The organism is Providencia sp. PROV255 (assembly GCF_028478065.1).
GTDB classification, from domain to species: Bacteria; Pseudomonadota; Gammaproteobacteria; order Enterobacterales; family Enterobacteriaceae; genus Providencia; species Providencia rettgeri.
Map to the genome: position 1 here is coordinate 99,151 of NZ_JAMPMI010000019.1, position 15,364 is coordinate 114,514.

A 15,364-nucleotide genomic window follows, 5' to 3' on the forward strand; every position below is an offset into this window, starting at 1 on the left:
AAATCGGAGCGTACAAAATGTCATTTATACACTAAAACTGTTTTTTTCCTTCTAATACCGCAATGCGATTTTCAATCGAGGGGTGAGTTGAAAACACAGAATCGCCCTTATTAAAAATATAAGCGGCCTTACGGTAAGCTTGCCCTGTGGTACTGTTATCATATTCATGGGTTTCATGATTACCGGAGATTTTTTTCAACGCACTAATCATGGCTTGGTTATCTGCAGTCAAATCCACTGCCGCGGCGTCAGCCATATATTCACGAGTGCGAGATAAATAAAAATAGAGTATTTGGGTTATCCACGGCAAAACAAAATTTAGAACTAATAGGATCATTTGCGCTTTATTAGCGGCATTATTGCGGCTGCGCCCTGCTGTTCGGATAAAAATCTGACTAAATAAATTCGTTACCGTTAAAATCACGTTTGCCAAAATCCCCACATACAGGGTTAATTTTGAATCACCATGAATAATGTGCCCAACTTCATGAGCGAGAACGGCTTGAACTTCTTGCCGATTAAGCGTTTGCAACAAACCTCTGGTTACCCCCACAAGCGCATTACGGTTATTCCACCCTGCCGCAAAAGCATTCGGCTCATCCGTTTCTAAAATATATAAACGGGGAATATAACCTAAACTAGCACTTAAACTTAATTCTTCAATAATATTAAAAAGTTGTTTTTCTTGGGGGCTACTCGCATTTTCTTGGGTTATTTCTCTGGCATTCATCCCAGCTAACATCATTTTATGGCCTCTAAAATGAATATAAATCAACCCAAGAAAGGTTAAGCCTAAAACAATAAAAGTGGCGATAGGTAATTCATGAAGTGTCACAAACATCATCGCATTATCGACTAAGTCCAATTGCTCATTTGGGTGTGTTGCAATATCCGCCAATAAGCCAATAATTAGCATTAAAAAAATATAGCTCATCACCACTAAGCGTGTGCGAATATTATTTTTACGAATGACGTTTCTAAAATCCATAATGTGACCTGTTATCTACCACTCATATAATATCGGAACACCATAAGGCATTCCGATGATTGATAACTTCAAAGGTTAAGCGGTTTTTAATCAAAATTAATACGACGTGATTCCTCAGTCTTGATGGTTTCTTCATCAAGACGCCAATATTCCTTGGAAATTTTTAAGCTAGGAATAATGCCAACAATTAGTGCCGCAGGCATAGACGCAATATACGCATTATAAGTTTCTAATGAGCGGTTATAACCACGTTTAGCAAATGACAATTTATTTTCTGAAGAAACGATTTCTTCTTGTAAATTTGCCATAATTGCATCGGATTTTAGCTCAGGATAAGCTTCAACTGCGACATTAATCGCCCCACTGGTCACCATTTTTGATAATGCATCTTCGGCTTCGCGGGCTTTATCCCCTGTCGCATTTTGTGCTTGTGTCCGTAGTTCAGTAATTTTACTGAACACCTCGGTTTCATGACTTAAATATTTTTTAACTGTTGCCAATAAGCTATCAAATACTTTTCCACGACGGTCTAATTGAACTGAAATTTCTGTTTCACTCGAAATAACAGCTTCTCGCAACGCAACGATACGGTTATAAAAATAAATAACGATCAGCACCACGACAACAATAAAAATTAAAAATTTCATAGTCACCTTTTCGGATTACCCGTAGAAAGAAAACTGATTAAATAACAGATGCGGCTATTCTACGCGAACATGACTCAATAAAGAAATATTCCGCGAACAATTCAGAAAAATAGAAGGCTAAAACAAATGCGTTTAGTAGAGGAAAGTGTCGACAATAAATAAGGCTATTTAGTCATAAACTAAATAGCCTTTTTATTCTATGGCCGATTAAACTGCACGGAAAGAAATTTCTGTTGGGATTTTATCCCCTTCCCAATACATCAAAGCAGAAATTCCTGAAGCAATTTCGCGGTAGATATCGGCAAATTCGCCTTCTGGATCACGCATAACAGTAGGCTGGCCACGGTCAAGGTCTTCACGTAAAGAAATATGCAGAGGAACCTGTCCCAATAATTTAGTATGGTATTTTTCTGCTAATTTCTCAGCACCACCGGTACCAAAAATCGGCTCTACATGCCCACAATTGCTGCAAATATGTGCGCTCATGTTTTCAACCACACCCAGTACTGGGACATTGACTTTCTTAAACATCACAATACCTTTCATGGCATCAACCAAGGCGATATCTTGTGGTGTTGTCACTACCACTGCCCCAGTGACAGGGATATTTTGAGAAAGTGTTAATTGGATATCTCCCGTTCCCGGTGGCATATCGATAACTAAGTAATCCAAATCCGGCCATAGCGTGTCTTGCAGCATCTGCATTAATGCTTTGCTTGCCATTGGGCCACGCCAAACCATGGCGTTGTCATCCGTCACTAAGTAACCGATTGAGTTTGTTGCCAAGCCATACGCCATAATCGGGGCCATATGCTGACCATCTGGAGAGGTTGGGCGCTCTAATGTTGTGCCTAACATATTTGGAATTGATGGGCCGTAAATGTCCGCATCAAGGATCCCCACTTTCGCCCCTTCTTGTGCCAGAGCGAGCGCTAAGTTCACAGAAGTGCTTGATTTACCAACGCCACCTTTACCCGAACTGACGGCTAAGATATTACGAACACCATTAATACCCGGCAAATCATTTGCACGTTTTAATGTCGTGATGTCATGACGCAGTTTCCATTCAACAGCATGAGCGCCTGTTTGTTGCTTCAATTCAGCGGTCTTTTCGCTAATTAAAGTTTGAAACGGCCCTTTCCAAACGAATGGCATAACTAATTCGACATGCAGCACGTTGTCCAACATTGCGCAATGATGTAACGCTTTGATAGAAATCAAATTACGTTGCAGTGTTGGGTGTGTAAATGAAGCCAAAACTTTGGAGACTTGTTCAGTCAGCAGTTCTGGTTTGTTCTGCTCGGGGGATTTATCGTTCATCCCGGCTCCTTTATTTATATTTTTGAACTAGGTACATCCTGAATAATAAGCTACATAAAATTAAACAGATATACTTTGACTGAGATTAATCATAACAGAGAACACAAAAAATAGTGATTACCCCGCATAGTAAAAACCACAAAGAGGTAAAAATTTCTTTTTCTAACAAATTGCCAATTAATATTTTATACCCCTAGCAGCGATGGTTTTGATCGGTTAACATCAAAGACCCTTTTCAAATAATGGAAGTAAGAAAGTTACTATGTCTCAAGTCGCGAATAAATTACTGGTAACCTGTGCGTTACCCTATGCTAACGGTTCAATCCATCTTGGTCATATCCTGGAACATATTCAGGCTGATATTTGGGTCCGTTATCAGCGAATGCGCGGCAAAGAGGTTCACTTTATCTGTGCCGATGACGCGCACGGAACTCCAATCATGCTTAAAGCTCAACAACTTGGCGTAACGCCAGAAGAGATGATTGCGGCAGTGAACCAAGAGCATCAGAACGATTTTGCTGGTTTCGCCATTAGTTATGACAACTATCACTCCACACACAGTGAAGAAAACAAAGTCTTATCAGAGCTAATTTACGGGAAACTGAAAAATAACGGTTTTATTAAAAACCGCACTATCTCACAGCTTTTCGACCCAGAAAAAGGCATGTTCTTACCAGATCGCTTCGTTAAAGGCACTTGTCCAAAATGTAAAGCCGAAGACCAATATGGTGATAACTGTGAAGTCTGTAGCGCAACCTATAGCCCAACAGAGCTGATTAACCCACGTTCAGTGATTTCTGGCGCTACACCTGTCATGCGTGATTCAGAACACTTTTTCTTTGATCTTCCTGCATTTAGCGACATGCTTCAAGCGTGGACTCGCTCTGGCGCATTACAAGAACAAGTCGCCAACAAAATGCAAGAATGGTTCGAATCCGGCCTACAACAATGGGATATTACCCGTGATGCACCTTATTTCGGTTTTGAAATTCCTGATGCGCCGGGTAAATATTTCTATGTTTGGTTAGATGCGCCTATCGGTTACATGGGCTCCTTTAAAAACCTGTGTGACAAACGCGGCGATCTTGATTTTGACGAGTTTTGGAATAAAGATTCAAAAACCGATCTTTACCACTTCATTGGTAAAGATATCGTCTATTTCCACAGCCTGTTCTGGCCTGCCATGTTAGAAGGTAGCCAGTATCGTAAACCAACAAACCTGTTTGTTCATGGTTATGTCACGGTTAATGGGGCAAAAATGTCGAAGTCGCGCGGTACATTTATTACTGCCCGCTCTTACTTAGATCACCTAGATGCCGACTGCTTGCGCTATTACTATGCAGCAAAACTGTCTTCGCGTATTGATGACATCGATTTTAATTTGGAAGATTTCGTCCAGCGCGTCAACAGCGACATCGTCAATAAAGTGGTTAACTTGGCATCACGTAATGCGGGCTTTATTGCTAAACGCTTTGGCGGTCAATTATCAGCAAACCTTGCTGAGCCAGAGTTATACCAACAATTTGTTGATGCCGCTAAAGTTATCGGTGAGGATTATAACAACCGTGAATATAACAAAGCGATCCGTGAAATCATGGCATTAGCCGATATCGCAAACCGCTATGTTGATGAAAAAGCCCCTTGGGTTGTGGCAAAACAAGAAGGTAAAGATCAAGAGCTGCAAGATATTTGCTCGATGGGCATCAATTTGTTCCGCGTTCTGATGACTTACCTGAAACCTGTTTTACCAGGGCTCACTAAGCGTGCTGAAGCTTTCTTAAATAGTGAATTATCATGGGATGCGATTAACACCCCATTATTGAACCACAGCGTCGCACCATTTAAGGCATTGTTTAACCGCATTGAAATGGCAAAAGTGGATGCAATGGTCGAAGCCTCAAAAGAGAGTATCAAACCCGTTCAGCAACTTACGGGGCCGCTAGCCGATGACCCAATTCAAGATACCATCACCTTTGATGACTTTGCGAAAATTGACCTGCGAATTGCATTAATCAAGCAAGCTGATTTTGTTGAAGGCTCAGACAAGCTACTGAAATTACAATTAGATATTGGCGGTGAAACTCGCCAAGTATTTTCTGGTATTCGCTCCGCTTACCCAGACCCTAAAGCTTTAGAAGGCCGTTTAACCGTGATGGTTGCCAACCTCGCACCCCGTAAAATGCGTTTTGGTATTTCTGAAGGTATGGTAATGGCTGCTGGCCCTGGCGGTAAAGATATCTTCTTACTCAGCCCAGACAGTGGTGCACAACCCGGTATGCAAGTTAAATAACCCATACTTGCTCTAGTCTGTTATTCATTAAAAGTGGGAAGCTAAATACTTCCCACTTTTTTATTGGCTTTTTATTGTGATCGGTAGCACAATAATAAAGTTAATTGTATGATGAATAGATATTACATTACAGGACCAGCCTCATGTCATTTAAACAGGTACTGATAACGGGATGGCAATATTTGCGAGCTTTCGCAATACTCTACCTTTGCCTGATTATTGGAAACCTTATCTCAACACGACTTCCATTCTCCATCCCTGGCAGCATTGTCGGCATGTTAATTTTATTCATACTGCTTGCGTTACAAATTATTCCCGCGAAGTGGGCACAACCCGGTTGCAGCATTTTGTTGAAAAATATGACCATCCTGTTTGTTCCTATTGGTGTTGGCATAATGAATTACTATGAATTACTCAGCCAACAAATGGTTCCTATCATCGTTTCCTGTGTGGTTAGTACCTTAATCGTTATGGTCGTTGTCGCCATCAGTTCCAACTATATTCATAAGGAACGCCCTGTCGTTGGGGCTCAACCTGATGACGTTCCTTTACCCCCCGAAGACCCAATTTCTTCGGTCATTAATAATGATAAAACTAAGGGGAATGAATAATGTTAGAACATATTTGGTGGTCATTGCCGCTGACCATTGTGGTGTTTTATTTGGCTCGTAAGCTGTCGACCACATTTAAGTTACCGATTTTAAACCCACTATTAATTACTATTGCGGTATTGATTGCACTACTAGTGATCACGAATACCTCTTATGAGCACTATTTTGCAGGTAGCAAAATACTCAATGATTTACTACAGCCTGCAGTCGTCGCGCTCGCTTTTCCACTTTACGAACAAATGCACCAAATTCGAGCCCAGTGGAAATCTTTATTAAGCATTTGTTTTGCAGGTAGTTTAGTGGCCATGTTTAGCGGTGCCGCCATCGCGTTATGGTTGGGGGCAACCCCTGATATCGCGGGTTCTATTTTGCCTAAATCGGTTACTACCCCTATCGCGATGGCTGTTGCTAATTCGGTTGGTGGGATCCCTGCGATTAGTGCCGCCTGCGTGTTATTTGTTGGGATCTTAGGCGCCATGTTTGGCCATAGCTTATTTGATGTGCTGCGTGTACGAACCCACGCATCAAGGGGACTCGCGATGGGAACCGCTTCCCACGCCCTAGGCACTGCCCGCTGTGCCGAAGTGAATTACATTGAAGGTGCTTACAGTTCCCTTGCATTGATGACCTGTGGGGTTATCACCTCACTTATAGCCCCGTTTATCTTTCCTGTTATTTTACATCTTTTTAGCTAAGCTTAATTCACTAAGCCAATATCCAAGCAAATGAGTAAGAGGAATTTATTAGCCTCTTACTCACTAACACACGGAGAAAACATGAGATATATCTCTCAATTAAAGAATTTGTTTCATATGTTTCATTTAAAATGGTGACTTAAGTCACATATTGTTGAGCGCATTATTGAATAGAATAAAAATAATTAATTAGGGAGGTAACACATGCATTCACGATTTAAGGCCGCTTGGGCCGAACTTCCAGAAAAGTTACAGTCGGTACTTAGACCAATCATTGATAATTCTGATTTCCGAGGTATGTTAACAGCGGAACAAGTCAAACAGATTAAAGCTGAAGCAGGTGTAAGCGACGCTGAATTAGCCTTTGCGTTGTTGCCTTTCGCTGCGGCTTATGCAATTACTCCAATCTCCCATTTTCACGTTGGTGCAATCGCTTGCGGCGCAAGTGGTAATTTATATTTCGGCGCCAATATGGAATTTAGCCATGTTTCAATGGGGCAAGTGATCCATGCAGAACAGTGTGCAGTGACACACTCTTGGATGAAAGGTGAAACGCAGATTACCTCAATTACCGTGAATTACACACCTTGTGGGCACTGCCGCCAATTTATGAATGAATTGCGTGAAGGCGGTAAAATTATGGTGAATTTACCGGGCCGCACACCCGCAGTACTACACCACTATTTACCCGACTCATTTGGGCCGTCTGACCTCAATATTACTACTTTACTACTCGACCCTGTTGACCATGGCTATAAAAACCAAAGCCGTGACCGGTTATTAAGTGCAGCAATTGAGGCTGCAAACCAATCCCATGCACCTTATAGCCGATCCCATTCAGGAATTGCGTTACAATTAAAAGATGGCTCACTGTTTACCGGACGCTACGCAGAAAATGCCGCATTCAACCCAAGTTTACCACCACTGCAAGCCGCTTTAATTATGATTAACCTTGCAGGTAAAGATATTCACGCCATCGACCAAGCTAAGTTTGTTGAAAAACAAGATGCGATTATCAAACATTGGTGTGTGACCGAAAATACATTACAGGCACTAGGTTGCCAAAATATTGAATTAGCTTATTTGGATTAATTTGATATTGATTTAAAAGTAACGGTTATTGCTGGGAGCTTGAATAAATAGCAATAACCGTATAGTTGTTATTAGAACTTTAATCTTGTTCACAAAACTATTTACCTGCAAAGTGGCCATCCATAATAGGACTCACTAGTTTTGATTAATATATGCCCTAGTAAGTAAATTCATTAAACAATTTTTCTGTTTCATTTATCGTGTCTTCTAATGTAATAACTAAAGGGATCTTTCGCATTTTTTCTAGCCAAGCTTGGCTTTGTTGCTGTTTTATCGATACAGATTGCGCGGCTTCTTCTTTCATGTCTAGCCAAATGCTAGCAAATAACGCTGATTCACCATTAAGTGATTTATTAGAAAAGCTATTTAATAGTTTCCCTATAATTTTATTCTTTTTATCTATAGATAATACTTCAAATACATCTTTAAACAACCAACCTTCATAAGGAATCCCTGAATTTAACATCGCTTCTTTTTTTATTTTAATAAATTCTTGATGTGTAATATCACCAATTGGGATGTTATCACTTTCTTTGCGATTTTTCATAATTCGTCCATATGCTAATTTGACTTCTTTTTGATACCGACTCCGTTTTTCACTGGTGAATGACTCACCCCGTGCCTTCATATGATTATTTAAAAACTCTTTTTCTAGATAAATAAAAATACTGAAATATTTATCACTTGAATCATTTACCTTTTGAGGGTTATATTTTTCATTAAAAGAGTAACCTTTATTTATGAGAATTAAACATGATAAAATTATAAAAATTAATTTAGAAATAATAAATTTAGAAACCATCATTAGAACTCCTTTTATTCTTATTAAAATTCATTGAATTATTAATCATTTCTTCAAACATAAAGTCTAATTCTTTTTCTATATTTTTAACTAAAGTAATCCGCCTCATTTTCTCCAGCCATCTTTTGCTTTTAATTTGCTTGTCTGATGGTGGTTTGGAAGCTTCTCTTACCATTGCATACCAAAGCATCATGAATAATTTAGCTTCCTTCGCAGGATCGTTGTTATTCATCACAAAAACGAACTGTTGCCATAGTGCCTCTCGGTTTCTCTCATTAATAATATCTAAAACATCTGCTAAAATCCAAGCATGATAAGACATTCCCATTTCATTTAAATTCTCACGATAAAAATCCATTGCCTGTTCATGGCTTAATTTTTTAATAAATGCTTCTTTTGGATACTTTAAAAATTCTAACATTGGGTTATTATCTTTTCCCCCCTTGAAAATAACTAATTTTTTTCTATCAAATATTAAATCCTTAGATTCAGAAAAGTATAACATCTGTAGCATAAAGAAAAGACGTGGCGTTTTAACACCTTTTTTTTCACAAAAATTAGTTGTATTTTTTTTATTATATTTTACATTATTTCCTTGAGGATTTTGGCAAGCACCGAGAAGAAAAACTGAAAGCACAACTATTAATTTATAATTCATATACATCCTTGTGATTCATAAAGTTAGAAACCAATAATCTTAAAAATAAATTATGTAAAAAACACATTGCCCACATAAAAAGAAACATCAGTAATCACCATTCGTTTACTAATAACTAAAATAATTTATTTTATTATAAGTAGACTTTTTAAATATTAATTAAAACTAAAAGATCCTCCAGAAGAATAACCACTATAACTAAATTCAGGTATACTTGGCATTGAGGGTATTGAGTATTTATCTTCAAATGAGTCCATTGAATTGTTCATTGATGACATATTGTCTCTTAACTGGCCAATCATATTTTCAAAATGATGGTTATTTCTTATGGTATCTGTAGGGAAGTCTTTAAATCCTGGCGTTCCCGGAAGAACAACACTCGGGCGTTCTAGATAATAATTTGTTGGTGTTTCATTATCCTTAAACCTATCAAGTAGGTTTGTTGTACGAGGTGCTAATTGTCTATTCGGTTCGGATTTTGGATAAGTGCTTTCCAATATCGATTTATCTACCATATTGTGTGGATACTTAATTGGAGGTGTTGACTTGTTGTTTATTGATGGCATATTTCCCCTTAAATCATCAATCATACGATCATAATGAGCAACATCTGGTTGATAATTAACTGATGGTGAATCAAATAAGCCTGTTTCTGGTAATATATAGTCAGGTCTTTCTAAATAATATTCAGACAATAGATTTTTATGTGTAAATTCCGTTTGGCCACGCCAATCTGTTTGTACTTGAAATGATTCTAAATGTTGTGAAGGATAATCCCAAAATGAAAAACGCTCTGTTCCTCTATCAATTAAAGGGTTTCCTGTATTATAAATAATTGTATTTATTCTATCCATATTATCTTCTTCTATATGAGATATAATATTTTGATAAGATTTCTTGGCTGTAACCACCACGCCATCTACTACATTATCAATATCCAGAACTCGTTTAGTCCAACTATGTATTTTAGGCTGCATATGCGCTGGAGCTTCATATAATGCTCTAAACATTATATCTTTAGTATTTATACTTAATAATATTTCACTTTCTATATCACCTACAGAATTTAAAGCTCTCTGCCAATAACTCTCTCTTTGTTCTCTAGGTAACACAAAAAATACAGGTTCTAAAGTCCATGCATCAGAAGGAAGATTATAATAAGAAAATACACTACTATGAAATAATTTAGCCTCTATGTGATTTATATCACCATAGATTACATCCTTTCCATCTTCAAATCTATTTTTTAGGGTTTGAACATAAGCTATTGCCATATCATAGCGAATACGCTCAATTATAAACTCATCTTGCACTCCAATATGCTCTAAAATAGCTTCATCTAAATAATTAAGCGCAAAAGCACCTGAAAGAGAATCACCTTTAACCACACTATTAGCTAATTTAGCATATCGGTCTCCTTTACTTTCCAAATATTCATACATCAACTTTGGTTCTTTGGTTACGTATAAAATTTTAATTGCATTAGAAACATCACTACGAGTTAACTTTAAATCACCCTTTCTAATTTCTTGAGTTCTCATATTATCTCCTAATTTTTAACATGGTCGAGTAAAAAAATGCGTATTTTTTCCCTCATTATATTGCTATTAGATAATTCTTTAGCATCAAAATAAAATTTAACCTTAGTTCCTATTTCTGGAATCAAAAAATATTGAAAACACTTATGATACTTCTCATCAATTGGTAACCATTCACACTCAATTAAAAAAATTACTTCATTATTAATTTCCTTCCAATAATATCCTTTTTTATTAAAATACATATCATCTTTATGACCAATACTTCTTCGTATTGTTACAGTCACTTCAGTAAAATAAAGATCCAACTCTTCATCATAATATAACTCCCCCTTTCTTTTGAGGTACCCCATATCTAAATACACGTGTTTTCTATAACTCAAATATTTTTCAGGGTTTCCTTTTAATGGTTCAGCATAAACTTCTATAATTTTAACATCATTACTTACCTCATTAGATGGTTTCAAATCAGACCAAGACATTCGCATTGGCAGCACTCTAAAATTAGCCTCACACCCTTTTTTATTTTCAATAAACCTTGGGTCAAAATAGCTATACCCTTCATATTCAGCAAATGGAAAAACATACTCGCCAGGAACTTCTATAATATTCTTATTAAACTGCCCACAGACAAAGCCGGGGCGGTTCTCGCCATTTACAATGCAGGAAAATAATAATAACGGTAGAATTAAACAAAAATATAATTTCATAATAATTGACACCTTAATACTTATATAACATTTAGTTTTCAAACTTATTTAAATGAAAACTATGATTTAGCAGAAGCTAATGTTTTACTCATACGTTCATACCATTTATTAATAATTATTTTCTGTTTTTTAGTGGCCTTCTTTTCCTTTTCTAACATCACTTTCATCAAGCTGTATATTACCGATAATTCATGGCCACGGTCTCCGGAAGCTGCCATAATTTTTTGCCAATAAAATTCTTTTTCTTTTTCATCTAATACAGAAAATACCACACCTAAAACCCAAGCTTCTTCGGGTATTTTATTACGTAACATGACCAGATAGTGTATTTCATCTGCTTCTTTATAAGTCATATCATGAGAGACTTTTTCACCTGTACTCTGTTTCTTCGCTTTTCGCTTCAATACTTGAAGCATTTCTAATGCATGGTCATAATTTATTTTGTCTATCAATGTGTTATTAATTGTTTTGTTTTTTTCTTTCATCACCAAATAAAAATAATCTGTTATAACTCGACCAAAAATTGATGAGCCATATTTGTTTTCATAGAAATAGCTGTCAATATTCCTTAGTGTTTCGATTGGGTTATAGTCTGCTCTTGAATGATTCATTCCTCCTAGAAATGCCATAATAAGTAATATATAAATACGCTTATTTCTTAACACCCCATTAATTAAATTCATAAAACTCCTTAGTGAAAAATGAAATATAAAATAAAATTCAACTTATATAAATTTAAAACTTGCAGCAATATATGATATTTAAAAATATAATTTAACTTTCAGTGAATCCGTTTTTTCTCTCTGTAACTGACTAAAAATAAGAAAAAACATGAAAAAATTGAACCCGCAGAAAAGCTAAACTAACGTTTGAAAACGTAAAAATAACGATGAGACATTCATTATTTGCCTAAGCGTGATCTACCTACCGTAATGCGTATGCCGTTATCGGCTTTCATTCCCTTTCGCGCATAAACTCCTTATCATATGCACAATATTTTTCAGTAAATTTTTTAACGCTTTTTTATCATTATTTACTGTACATATTTGCTGTTTAGCTTAGGATCTACCCTGACTTTGTTGATTAATCGTCCGAAGAGTGATATTTCATGGAACATGAGTACGAAACAAAACGCCCTCTCTATATACCCTACGCTGGCCCAATTTTGCTTGAATTCCCTTTGCTGAATAAAGGAAGCGCCTTCACCGAAGAAGAGCGTGCAAATTTTAACTTGCATGGTTTACTTCCTGAACAAGTTGAAACCATCGAAGAACAAGTTGAACGAGCCTATCGCCAATTAATTGATTTTAAATCAGATATTGATAAACACATTTATCTGCGAAATATTCAAGACACCAACGAAACCTTATTTTATCGCCTTATAGATGCTCACCTCACTGAAGTAATGCCTATTATCTATACCCCAACCGTGGGTGAAGCTTGTGAGCATTTCTCTGACATTTATCGTCGTGCACGTGGTTTATTTATTTCTTATCCAAATCGTGAATACATCGACGACATGCTACAAAACGCCACCAAACAAAATGTGAAAGTGATTGTTGTTACTGATGGCGAACGTATTTTAGGCCTTGGTGACCAAGGTATCGGTGGTATGGGCATCCCAATTGGGAAACTCTCTCTCTATACCGCGTGCGGGGGTATCAGCCCTGCTTATACCTTACCTATTGTTATTGACGTAGGAACCAACAACCCACAGCGTCTGAATGACCCTCTGTATATGGGATGGCGTCACCCACGTATTACGGGTGATGAATACAACGAGTTCCTTGATGAATTTGTTCAGGCAGTTAAACGCCGCTGGCCAAATGTATTATTACAATTTGAAGATTTCGCTCAGAAAAATGCGATGCCTTTATTAACCCGTTACCGTGATGAGCTATGCTGTTTCAATGATGATATTCAAGGCACCGCATCGGTTGCATTAGGTAGCTTAATTGCCGCCAGCCATGCCGCAGGCAGTAAGTTAAGTGACCAACGCGTGACTTTCTTAGGTGCAGGCTCAGCGGGTTGCGGTATCGCAGAACAAATTATCGCTCAAATGAAATCTGAAGGGTTAAGCGACGAAGAAGCGCGTTCGCGCATTTATATGGTTGATCGTTTTGGTTTATTAACCGATAAACTGCCTAATTTACTCGATTTCCAAGCCAAATTAACCCAAAGCAGTGGAAATTTAACCGACTGGGATGTTAACAGTGACTCAATTTCACTGTTAGATGTCGTACGCAATGCCAAACCAACCATATTGATTGGTGTGTCTGGCCAAGCTGGGTTATTCACAGAAGAAATCATTAAAGAGATGCATAAGCACTGTGAACGCCCTATTGTGATGCCGTTATCTAACCCAACATCACGTGTTGAAGCTCGCCCTGAAGACATTATCAATTGGACTGATGGCAAGGCCTTAGTCGCAACAGGAAGTCCATTTAACCCAGTGTCTTACAAAGACCAAGTGTTCCCAATTGCACAATGTAACAACTCCTATATCTTCCCGGGTATTGGTCTTGGTGTGATTGCCTCTGGTGCTAAACGTGTCACTGATGGCATGTTAATGGCTGCCAGCCGTGCTCTCGCCAGCTGTTCGCCACTAGCCAAAAATGGCGAAGGTGCGCTATTGCCTTTACTGTCTGATATCCAAGATGTTTCACGCATTATTGCTAAACAAGTGGCAAAAGAAGCACAAGTTCAAGGTGTGGCAACGGTCACTTCGGATAGCGCGCTTGATGAAGCTATTGAACGCAATTTCTGGAAGCCTGAGTACCGTACCTATAAACGAACTTCGTTTTAATTTGTCATAATGACGTTGAAAGGAGCTCTTAGAGCTCCTGAGGTTATTGACAAAGCGGGATAAAAGCGTGGTTTTTCCCGCTTTGTGTTATCAGCCGAAAATCAATAAATTGATTTTCCTAATTTATTTTCAAAACCTATCAGACTTGCTGCTCTTTAGAGCTCTTTTTTTGTTTTTTATGACCCCTACAAAATGATATCTGCATTCTCAGATAATGATAAATTGCGCTAAACAAATCACTTATTTAAGATAACGGCCATGACTGATTAATAGGACATTTACATGACTGGCGACCTCAATACTGCTATTCCACAGAAACCTAAGTTTTCCCTATGGGCAATAGCCCTAACGCTTTTTATTGCAGTGCTGAATATTGTTGTTTATTTTTACCAGCTCAATTATGCCGCCCCACTCGATTCCCAAGAAAATAACTTATTGTTATTTGGTGCCAATGTTTACCAACTTTCATTAACTGGGGATTGGTGGCGTTATCCAGTCAGTATGGTATTGCACTCAGGTGGTATGCACCTTGCTTTAAATACATTGGCCTTGTTTGTTATTGGGATTGAATGCGAACGCACCTATGGAAAATTTAGGATGCTCGCGATATACCTATTTTCAGGTATTGGTGCCGCATTTTTTAGTGCTTATTGGCAATATAGCGAAGCCATTAAGGAAGCAGCAAGCCGAGCATCAATGAATGCATGGAACAGTTTATATTTACCTGATAACACAGTGTATATTACTGTTGGCATTGGTGCATCTGGTGCCATTATGGGGTTAGCTGCGGCTTCTGTCATTGATTTATTAAAAAGAATTAATCACCCCAACCTTTCTCTTGAAGAACGCAACCAATTAAAACGCCCGCTATATAATATTATTGGGATGATTGCGTTAACTCTTATCAATGGTTTGCAGTCAGGTATTGACAACGCAGCTCATATTGGTGGCGCAATACTCGGTGCGGTTATCAGTGGCGCTTTTGTACTAGCTCCCCATGCAACAGCTCGAGCAAAACTGCTGTCTAGTGGCTTAATTGTACTTATAGCCGCCGCCTTACTCACTATTACACTCAGCCAGTTTTCTTCCTTACAAGACGAAGACCTAAACTATGAGCGCCAATTTATTTACCAAGAAATGACAAAAGAGCTTAATCAGCGATAAACGCACCGTTTTTAGTGAAGAGTCAGTCCTATTATTAACAACA

14 protein-coding genes are annotated in these 15,364 nt (G+C 37.9%); 6 read left to right on the top strand and 8 right to left on the bottom strand.

Going from position 1 to position 15,364, the window contains the following annotated elements; all coding sequences use genetic code 11:
• Positions 1-31 precede the first annotated feature (31 nt).
• From htpX to apbC, 3 genes are all read right to left on the bottom strand, one after another.
• Complete coding sequence (gene htpX / locus PR725_RS17510; protein ID WP_117162169.1) at positions 32-988, bottom strand: zinc metalloprotease HtpX; 957 nt, start codon at positions 986-988, stop codon at positions 32-34.
• Positions 989-1,074: 86 nt separating this feature from the next.
• On the bottom strand, positions 1,075-1,635 hold the full coding sequence (locus tag PR725_RS17515; RefSeq protein WP_004909264.1) for a LemA family protein: 561 nt from the start codon (positions 1,633-1,635) through the stop codon (positions 1,075-1,077).
• A gap of 207 nt (positions 1,636-1,842) precedes the next feature.
• Complete coding sequence (gene apbC / locus PR725_RS17520; protein ID WP_004256506.1) at positions 1,843-2,955, bottom strand: iron-sulfur cluster carrier protein ApbC; 1,113 nt, start codon at positions 2,953-2,955, stop codon at positions 1,843-1,845.
• A gap of 262 nt (positions 2,956-3,217) precedes the next feature.
• Here apbC and metG point away from each other — a divergent pair, with 262 nt between their 5' ends.
• The 4 genes from metG (at position 3,218) to cdd (ending at position 7,643) form a co-directional block, all read left to right on the top strand.
• Entirely contained in the window at positions 3,218-5,245 is a 2,028-nt protein-coding gene (gene metG / locus PR725_RS17525) for a methionine--tRNA ligase (RefSeq protein WP_004909260.1), read from the top strand.
• Between the two features lie 143 nt (positions 5,246-5,388).
• The gene (locus tag PR725_RS17530; RefSeq protein WP_164529067.1) at positions 5,389-5,856 is read left to right on the top strand and encodes a CidA/LrgA family protein; all 468 of its coding nucleotides are present in this window, start codon (positions 5,389-5,391) and stop codon (positions 5,854-5,856) included.
• On the top strand, positions 5,856-6,551 hold the full coding sequence (locus PR725_RS17535) for a CidB/LrgB family autolysis modulator (RefSeq protein WP_164529068.1): 696 nt from the start codon (positions 5,856-5,858) through the stop codon (positions 6,549-6,551). Before PR725_RS17530 ends, PR725_RS17535 begins: the two co-directional genes overlap by 1 nt.
• A gap of 204 nt (positions 6,552-6,755) precedes the next feature.
• Positions 6,756-7,643 (top strand): cytidine deaminase, encoded by an 888-nt coding sequence (gene cdd, locus PR725_RS17540; RefSeq protein ID WP_110731803.1) that lies wholly within the window; start codon positions 6,756-6,758, stop codon positions 7,641-7,643.
• Between the two features lie 157 nt (positions 7,644-7,800).
• Here cdd and PR725_RS17545 read toward each other — a convergent pair whose 3' ends face one another.
• The 5 genes from PR725_RS17545 to PR725_RS17565 all read right to left on the bottom strand — a co-directional run bounded on the left by PR725_RS17545 (position 7,801) and on the right by PR725_RS17565 (position 12,034).
• Positions 7,801-8,448, bottom strand: coding sequence for a hypothetical protein (locus PR725_RS17545; protein WP_109910993.1), 648 nt, complete (start codon positions 8,446-8,448; stop codon positions 7,801-7,803).
• Positions 8,435-9,103, bottom strand: coding sequence for a hypothetical protein (locus tag PR725_RS17550; RefSeq protein WP_109910992.1), 669 nt, complete (start codon positions 9,101-9,103; stop codon positions 8,435-8,437). The genes PR725_RS17545 and PR725_RS17550 overlap by 14 nt, the downstream gene beginning before the upstream one ends.
• A 155-nt stretch (positions 9,104-9,258) precedes the next feature.
• Positions 9,259-10,644, bottom strand: a complete 1,386-nt coding sequence (locus PR725_RS17555; protein WP_109910991.1) for a serine protease — start codon at positions 10,642-10,644, stop codon at positions 9,259-9,261.
• A gap of 8 nt (positions 10,645-10,652) precedes the next feature.
• Complete coding sequence (locus PR725_RS17560) at positions 10,653-11,351, bottom strand: hypothetical protein (RefSeq protein WP_109910990.1); 699 nt, start codon at positions 11,349-11,351, stop codon at positions 10,653-10,655.
• A 59-nt stretch (positions 11,352-11,410) separates the two neighbouring features.
• Entirely contained in the window at positions 11,411-12,034 is a 624-nt protein-coding gene (locus PR725_RS17565) for a hypothetical protein (RefSeq protein WP_004909242.1), read from the bottom strand.
• Between the two features lie 425 nt (positions 12,035-12,459).
• On the opposite strand from PR725_RS17565, the gene PR725_RS17570 reads away from it, so the two are divergent.
• Positions 12,460-14,157 (top strand): NAD-dependent malic enzyme, encoded by a 1,698-nt coding sequence (locus tag PR725_RS17570; RefSeq protein ID WP_109910989.1) that lies wholly within the window; start codon positions 12,460-12,462, stop codon positions 14,155-14,157.
• Between the two features lie 282 nt (positions 14,158-14,439).
• Positions 14,440-15,321, top strand: a complete 882-nt coding sequence (locus PR725_RS17575; RefSeq protein ID WP_110731802.1) for a rhomboid family intramembrane serine protease — start codon at positions 14,440-14,442, stop codon at positions 15,319-15,321.
• Positions 15,322-15,364: the final 43 nt, after the last annotated feature.